The sequence below is a fragment of the Microcoleus sp. CZ3-B2 genome (assembly GCF_036705055.1).
Lineage (GTDB): Bacteria > Cyanobacteriota > Cyanobacteriia > Cyanobacteriales > Microcoleaceae > Microcoleus.
The window spans coordinates 19,854-28,874 of record NZ_JAUBTN010000079.1; the positions used below are offsets into that span (position 1 = coordinate 19,854).

The following is a 9,021-nucleotide window of genomic DNA, read 5'->3' on the forward strand; positions in this document are numbered from 1 at the left end:
GTCCTTAGTCCTTAGTCATTAGTCCTTAGTCCTTAGTCCTTAGTCCTTAGTCCTTAGTCCTTAGTCATTAGTCCTTAGTCATTAGTCCTTAGTCATTAGTCCTTAGTCCTTAGTCCTTAGTTATTTGTTATTTGTTATTAGTCCTTAGTTATTTGTGATTTGTCATCAGTCCACAGCCTACAGTCCACAGCCCACAGTCCACAGCCCACAATCCACAATGACTAATGACTAAGCTGTAGCGCATTTAAATTGTATATTCAGGGCGGGCGGGACACCCCACAAGACGGGGAATTGTTTTTTGACATACAATTTAAATATCCGACAGCTTAATGATTAATCACTAATCACTAATCACTAATGACTAATGACTAATGACTAATGACTAATGACTAATGACTTATTTCATCTATAAAGCCAAACGCGCAGCAGCGACAGCAATTGTTCCGTATCAACAGGCTTCGTGATGTAGTCAGACGCTCCAGCTTCGATACATTTTTCCCGATCGCCCTTCATAGCTTTCGCGGTAAGAGCAATCATTGGTAGCGAACCGAATTGAGGCATCTTGCGAATTGCTTCCATTGTTTCGTAACCGTCCATCTCCGGCATCATCACGTCCATCAACACAATATTTATGTCAGGCGTATTTTGCAACTGAGCAATACCCTCTCGGCCGTTTTCAGCAAACACAATTTGCATTAGATGGCGCTCCAGCATACTCGTGAGGGCGAAGATATTCCGCACATCGTCGTCAACAATCAAGACTTTTTTGCCCGCGAGTGTCGAATCTGTTTGATACAACTGTTCTAGCATTTGGCGCTTCGGTTCCGGCAAATTTGCTTGGACTCGGTGCAAGAACAAAGCAGTTTCATCCAAAAGCCGCTCTGGCGATCGCACATCTTTAATAATTATTGTTTCCGCCATGCGCTTCAGTTGAGTTTCTTCAGTTCTCGTCAACTCTTTGCCCGTATAAATAATAATCGGTAAACTTTTCAAATTCGGCTCTTGCTTGATCTGCTCGATCAGTTCAAAACCAGTCATATCTGGCAGTCCCAAATCGAGCACAATGCAGTCAAAATGCCCAGACTTCAAAGTTTCTAGCGCCTCTGCACCGCTACCCACAGCCGTCGTTGAAACATCGTGATTGCCGATTAAATCCACAATGCTAAGACGTTGCGTTGCGTCGTCTTCGACAACGAGCAAATTTTTCACCGGTCGATCCACAAAACCCTTAATATCAGTCAAAGATTTGCTCAGCGCCTCATGACTGACAGGCTTTTGTAAATAGGCGATCGCCCCTAACTGCAAACTGCGCTGCCGCCCTTCTTCAACTGATACAATGTGAACCGGAATGTGGCGCGTACTCGCGTCGTGCTTTAGGCGATCGAGCACCGTCCAGCCATCCATCACAGGCAAATTTAGATCCAGCATAATTGCAGTTGGCTTGAACTCTCGCGCCATCGCCAAACCGATATCGCTCCGCAAAGCAACCAAAGCTTTAAAACCCTGTTCCTGCGCCATATCCACCAGAATCCGAGCAAAATTGACATCATCCTCGATAATCAAAAGAATGCGATCGCCACTCTCAATATTTTCTCGGTCATCAGATATTGTAACCGACGGATAAGGCGCGATGGGCAAATGGAAATTCGGCGAAGGAACTGTCACAGAAACACCAGGCGGCAACTGGGGCGTTGGGTTGTCGGTTCCAGAATCGCGATCGTTCATTATGCCAGATTCTTGATAAGTTTGCGGCAGATAAAGCGTGAATTTACTACCCTCACCAGCGCGACTCGTCAACTTAATTTCTCCCCCTAACAGATTAGCAATTTCTCTACTAATAGACAAACCCAAACCAGTGCCCCCGTATTTCCGGCTAGTGCTACCATCAGCTTGTTGGAAAGCCTCAAAAATAACCCTGTGTTTGTCATCAGAAATCCCAATCCCCGTATCGCTAACCGAGAAAGCCAAAACAGTAGCAGAACTCGTTAAAGCTTCAACTTCTAAACTCCACCCTTCCCGCACTACTTCGACACGCAACTTCACCTCACCCCGTTCAGTAAACTTAAAAGCATTAGAGAGAAGATTCTTCAAAACTTGTTGCAGCCGTTTAGCATCAGTATAGATACCTTTTGGCAACCCAGCATCAAGCTCTATTTGATAACTCAACTTCTTATCCAGAGCGATTTGGCGGAAAGTTCGATCCAAATGCTCTCGCAAATCCCCAAACAAAACTTGCTCAATATCCACCGACATCGTGCCCGATTCAATCTTAGCAAGATCCAAAATGTCATTAATCAGCTCTAACAAATCAGTTCCCGCCGAATAAATAGTGCGCGTGTATTCAACTTGCTTAGAAGTCAAATTGCCGTCAGGATTATCAGAAAGCAATCGAGCCAAAATCAACAGCGAATTCAGCGGAGTTCGCAACTCGTGAGACATATTTGCCAGAAACTCCGACTTATACTTAGAAGTTAGAGCCAACTGTTCGGCTCTTTCTTCCAGCAACGCCCTCGCCTGTTCAATATCTCGGTTTTTCCGCTCAACTTCCTTATTTTGCAGCGCCAACAATTCAGCTTGTTCTTCTAATTCTTCATTCGTTTGTTGCAACTCATCCTGCTGATTTTTCAACAATTCCTCAGAAGCGCGGAGCGACTGCGCCTGTTGTTCGAGACGCTTGTTAGTTTCCGTTAGTTCCCTTTGCTGAGTTTGCAACTCTTCTGTCAAAGACTGCGACTGTTTTAATAACTCTTCCGTCCGCATACTCGCCGCAATTGTATTTAAAACAATCGCGATACTTTCTGTAAGTTGGTCTAAAAATGTCAAATGTATTTCGCTGAAGCGGCGGAACGAAGCTAACTCGATTACCGCCGTCACTTGTCCCTCAAACAATACGGGTAAAACCACGACATTCAGCGGCGAAGATTCTCCCAATCCCGAGCTGATTTTAACGTAATTTTCCGGTACTTCCGTCAACAGTATTCGTTCTTTTTCCAGGGCGCACTGTCCGACCAAACCTTCGCCTAAACTGAATCTATTTCCTAGATGCTTGCGTTCCCGGTAGGCGTAGGTACTTAACAGTTTGAGAAACGGATCGTGTTCTATAGATTCCATCAAAAAGAATACACCATGCTGAGCAGAAACCAGCGGCGTCAGTTCAGATAAAATTAGTTTAGAAACTGTTTCTAAATCCCGCTGACCTTGTAGCATTCGAGTGAACTTAGCCAGATTTGTTTTCAGCCAATCTTGCTCAGTATTTTTATGCGTGGTCTCCCGGAGATTGGCGATCATCTGGTTTAGATTATCTTTGACAATGGCAACTTCTCCTTCAGTAGCGACGGAAATTGACCTCGTTAAATCGCCTCTGGTAACAGCAATTGCCACTTCGGCGATCGCCCGCAACTGAGTAGTCAAATTCGCCGCCAATTCATTCACATTGTCCGTCAAATCTCGCCACGTCCCCGCCGCACCCGGAACCTTCGCCTGACCACCCAATTTCCCTTCAATTCCAACTTCCCGCGCCACTGTAGTAACTTGATCGGAAAACGTCGCCAGCGTATCGATCATCTCGTTAATCGTATCAGCCAGAGTCGCAATTTCTCCCTTAGCTTCCAGGATTAATTTACGCTTCAAATCGCCATTCGCCACCGCCGTCACAACTTTAGCAATACCCCGCACTTGCGCCGTCAAATTCTCCGCCATCGAGTTTACATTGTCGGTTAAATCTTTCCAAGTCCCCGCAACTCCTTTCACCTCAGCTTGACCGCCCAATTTACCCTCAGTTCCCACCTCCCGCGCCACCCGCGTCACCTCAGAAGCGAAGGAATTAAGCTGATCCACCATCACATTAATAGTATCTTTCAACTCCAGAATTTCGCCTTTAACATCAACGGTAATTTTCTTAGACAAATCTCCATTTGCTACCGCCTTCGTCACTTCCGCAATATTCCGCACCTGCGCCGTCAAATTTCCCGCCATCAAGTTAACAGAATCAGTTAAATCTTTCCAAGTTCCCCCTACCCCGCGCACATAAGCTTGTACGCCTAATTTGCCTTCGGTTCCTACTTCCCTCGCAACTCTGGTTACTTCTGAAGAGAAGGAACTCAACTGATCTACCATGATGTTAATCGTGTTTTTCAGTTCAAGAATTTCCCCTTTGACATCGACAGTAATTTTCTTAGATAAATCGCCATTGGCCACAGCAGTTGTCACTTCAGCAATGTTGCGGACTTGGGCTGTTAAATTCCCCGCCATCGAGTTAACTGAATCAGTTAAATCTTTCCAGGTTCCTGCAACTCCTTTCACCTCAGCTTGCACGCCTAATTTCCCTTCGCTTCCTACTTCCCTCGCAACTCTGGTTACTTCTGAGGCGAAGGAATTTAACTGGTCAACCATCGTGTTGACAGTGTTTTTTAACTCTAGGATTTCACCTTTAACATCAACAGTAATTTTCTTAGATAAATCGCCATTTGCTACAGCAGTCGTCACCGCCGCAATATTCCGCACTTGCGCCGTCAAACTACCGGCCATAAAGTTAACAGAATCCGTTAAATCCTTCCAGGTTCCTGCTACGCCTCGGACATCCGCTTGACCGCCTAGTTTACCTTCCGAACCTACTTCCCTCGCCACCCGCGTTACTTCTGAGGCGAAGGAATTAAGTTGATCCACCATCACGTTAATGGTATTTTTTAGTTCTAAGATTTCGCCTTTAACCTGTACCGTAATTTTCTTAGATAAGTCACCGTTAGCAACAGCAGTCGTCACATCAGCAATGTTGCGGACTTGGGCTGTTAAATTGTTGGCCATCGAGTTAACAGAATCCGTTAAATCTTTCCAGGTTCCTGCAACTCCCTGGACTTCTGCTTGTACGCCTAATTTGCCTTCGGTTCCTACTTCCCGCGCCACTCTGGTTACTTCTGATACGAAGGAATTAAGTTGATCCACCATCGTGTTGACGGTGTTTTTTAACTCCAGAATTTCACCTTTAACATCAACAGTAATTTTCTTAGATAAATCGCCTTTGGCCACAGCGGTTGTCACATCAGCAATGTTGCGGACTTGTGATGTCAAACTGCCGGCCATGAAGTTAACGCTATCAGTTAAATCTTTCCAAGTTCCCGCAACTCCTTTAACTTCTGCTTGACCGCCAAGTTTACCTTCGGAACCAACTTCTCTAGCAACTCTCGTTACTTCTGAGGCGAAGGAATTCAACTGATCCACCATGATGTTAATCGTGTTTTTCAGTTCAAAAATTTCGCCTTTAACATCGACGGTAATTTTCTTAGATAAATCGCCATTGGCTACAGCGGTTGTCACTTCGGCAATGTTGCGGACTTGGGCTGTTAAATTACCGGCCATTGAGTTAACTGAATCTGTTAAATCTTTCCAGGTTCCTGCAACTCCCTGGACTTCTGCTTGTACGCCTAATTTGCCTTCGGTTCCTACTTCTCTAGCAACTCTGGTTACTTCAGATGAGAAGGAACTCAACTGATCCACCATGACGTTAATCGTGTTTTTCAGTTCGAGAATTTCTCCTTTAACATCGACGGTAATTTTTTTCGATAAATCGCCATTGGCTACGGCGGTTGTCACTTCGGCAATGTTGCGGACTTGGGCTGTTAAATTACCGGCCATTGAGTTAACTGAATCTGTTAAATCTTTCCAGGTTCCTGCTACTCCTTCCACTTCTGCTTGTACGCCTAATTTGCCTTCGGTTCCTACTTCCCTAGCAACTCTGGTTACTTCTGAGGCGAAGGAACTCAATTGGTCTACCATTGTGTTGACAATTTTGGCTGTTTGAAGGAATTCCCCTTTGAGTGGTCTTTCTTCTATTTCTAGGGGGATGGTTTGCGATAAATCTCCTTTTGCTACGGCCCGAATTACTCTGGCGGTTTCTGAGGTTGGTTGCACTAAATCTGTAATTAGGGTATTGACAGAATTGACGCTAGCTGCCCAGGAACCTTCAACGTTGCCGATGGTGGCCCGCTGGGCGATTTTGCCTTCTTTCCCGACAACTGTGCCGATGCGATCGAGTTCGGCGGCCATTCTCTGATTGAGTTCGATAATGTCGTTAAGTTCGTCAGCAATTTTCCCGGCTAGACCTGTCTGGTCTATGGGCATCCTAGCTGAGAAGTCTCCTTTTTTGACAGCTACTAAGGTTCTGAGTAGCTGTTTGGCATAAACATTATTTGGATTGGGTTTTGTTAGTTCTGCAGTTGACATTACTGTTACCTTTGGGGAGTTGGAAGGGGTTTGGCGCGGCTAGAAGGCGTTGGTGGTGGAAGATATCTGGCTTGCGGGCGGCAAGCGTCGCTCTAATCAGTTTTTTTGAGATGGTATTGTTATTGTTTGACTAAATTAGTGGCTGATTGCTTCTGTCAAAAGGTTGATGGTAAATTGGCATGGATCGGGTAATATAATATCCTGTTAATTTACCGCAATAAGTAAGGTTTGTAGTGCGGAGTTTAGTCCGCAGCCGGAGAACGGAGGGTCGTCCGATCGCGCGAACTGCAATAAGTAAGGTTTGTAGTGCGGAGTTTAGTCTGCAGCCGGAGAACGGAGGGTCGTCCGATCGCGCGATCGGTGTTTATGATAGTAATCTACTTACCAAGTGCGATTATTTCCAATTTTGCCACGAACTATTGAAGATAGAAGTACCCGGAAAGGCGATCGGATTATGATTTTGTTGTAACCGCAATTGCAAAGCCTCTAAATTCGGCTCGCGGGCGGGTAATTCGTCTACTAATTCATAGGGTAAAATCCGATTTTCTAGGGAAAAAGCAGCGGTAATGCCCGCCGCAGCGCCGGCAGACCATTCAAAAGAATGCACTCGATAAGCCGCCGCCGCCGTGTGGCTGGTAGCAATACTTTTACCCGCGACTAACATATTATCAATTTTTTGAGGGATCATTGCCCGCAGCGGTATTTGGAACGGATAAGCTTGTCCTTGGCCTTTGCGAGTTCCTTCGCGTTCGGTGTTTCCCGGCGCTTCCGGCGGGCTGTTGGTCATGCAGGGGTGAAAGTCGATCGCGTAATGACCGATACCCACACTATCAGGATAAATCCGGGCGCGCGATCGCGATTTTGTCTCCTCAACAGTCTGACTTCCCACAGCCAAAGCCGGCGCATTCAAACCACCCACAGCCAACCACAAATCTCGGTACTCTTCTTTCGACAAATTCTCGCGGTAAAAATCCGCCCTAAAGTCAGTCCGAGACATATCAACTTCCCACACTGTAAAACCTTGAGGCTGAGTCAAAGTCGGGCGCCCAATAATCCGCCTGCCTTCCCGCATATAAGGATATTTAGAAAGTCCGTGAACAGTCCCCATCGGCGTATCCAAACCGCTCAAAAAACGATTATTTGGATAAGGCTTTTTCACTCCATTACCTAATTGCGAGTCAGTAGTTCCTGCTACCAACCAGTAGAAAAATCCTTTAGCATTTTCTTCGCCACGGCGCAAAGTTTCCGTTCGCAAACCACCCATCCATGCGCCCGGTTGCAGTTGACCGTTAGCCTCCAATTGCGCGCGAGAATAAATTAAATTATCCTCGGCCGAACCGGGACGGTAGTCATTCCCCCAAGTCCAGTTTTGCATGGAAATATCCCCAGGATAAATCGGGAATTTCTTGGGGTCGGAAGGGCGCGGCTCATCCGGTCTCATGGTTTTAATTTGGCGGTAGCTAAAAACTAGCGGAAAGCTGGCTAATCTAGCCAGTTCGTAACTGTAGTAAGGAGCGTATTGTTGATAGAAAGATGGTATTTGATGCTGCTGTGGTTCCTTCGTTGCTTCCATCGCAAAGGTGTAGGTAAAACCTTGTGTGCAGTAAGGGTCGCCTTCGGGGCTGGCGGAGGAAGGTTCGAGAGGGGAACGCGGGTCAATTCCGAGGCGGTAGGGAACATCGGCAAGTCCGATTAATTCGCCTGTTTCTGTCGCATCTACAACGTACCAATCTGCACCTCTAGGTTTTGAATTTGATTGGTTAGGTGGTTTGGGAATAAACCGAATAATAGTTTTGTTAAATCGCGCTGAATTTTCGTAGCGATAGGCATCTTCGATGGTTTTAGACAGGGTTTCGGTGTTGATTGGCGGGGTGTTTGGGGCCGGTTTGTGTTGAATGGCGATCGCACTTTTAATTTGTTGTCCGCCAACGGCATTCTCCGCCACAGCCGGAGTAATTGCTAGTTCTTTAATTACGGTATTGGGAAACCATTTTAGCTTACCGTTGCCTTTTTTGGCAGCATCTTGCAAGATGCCAAATAAAATTTTGTGGCCGTCGTAGGGCATGAAACAGGAATAGCTAACCCAACAGCCGCCGGGATTTAGTCTCCCGTAATGTTCTTTGATTCGCTGCCGCAATTCTAGGTAGCCGCGGGGGTAAAATAAGAGCGATCGCTGAGTGTCTCTTTCATCGAGTGCGGAAGTTCCCTGGGAGGAAATTTGACCGCCTACCCAGTCAGTAATTTCTGTGATGCAAACGGTGCGCCCCGCCAGCAAACCTTCGTAGGCGGTAGCGGCACCTGCGAGCCCGCCGCCTGCTACGAGAATGTCGCAAGTTTCCTCTTTGTCGGGATTGCGAGTCGGTGCGGCGAATGTTGGGGTAATAACTGAGATTGAGGTAATTAGGCTGAGGGTGAAGGTGACGAGCGATCGACCTTTGAGCGAAAACATATACTTCGGAAGTTTCATCAGAAATTTTAGGTTAAATTTTAACACAAATCAATACACTTACAGCCAATGACCAAAAAGTGAATGAATTTCTATAATACTGGTATTTCGCGGCGCGATCGGGGCAGTTGTTTTATTTTAGACAAATTTTAACAACAAAACACAGTTTGAATATCAGGATTAAGTCAACGAGCAAAATTATTAAATATTATAAGTATTTGCTACATTTTTAGATTGGTATATAGCCTTTTTCAGAAATATGAGGTACTATCCGGGAGCGGGCATTGGGCGGAGCGAAGCGGAGGGATTGGGCGGAGCGAAGCGGAGGGATTGGGCGGAGCGAAGCGGAGGGATTG

The 9,021-nt window shown here is 46.1% G+C and carries 2 protein-coding genes; both read right to left on the minus strand.

Translation table 11 applies throughout. The features are described 5' to 3' along the window. Window positions 1–402: 402 nt before the first annotated feature. Window positions 403–6,219: a HAMP domain-containing protein gene (locus QUA97_RS25135; RefSeq protein ID WP_333196851.1), complete on the minus strand. Its 5,817-nt coding sequence runs from the start codon at window positions 6,217–6,219 to the stop codon at window positions 403–405. A 394-nt stretch (window positions 6,220–6,613) separates the two neighbouring features. After that, window positions 6,614–8,668, minus strand: a complete 2,055-nt coding sequence (locus QUA97_RS25140; protein ID WP_442922591.1) for an FAD-dependent oxidoreductase — start codon at window positions 8,666–8,668, stop codon at window positions 6,614–6,616. Window positions 8,669–9,021: the final 353 nt, after the last annotated feature.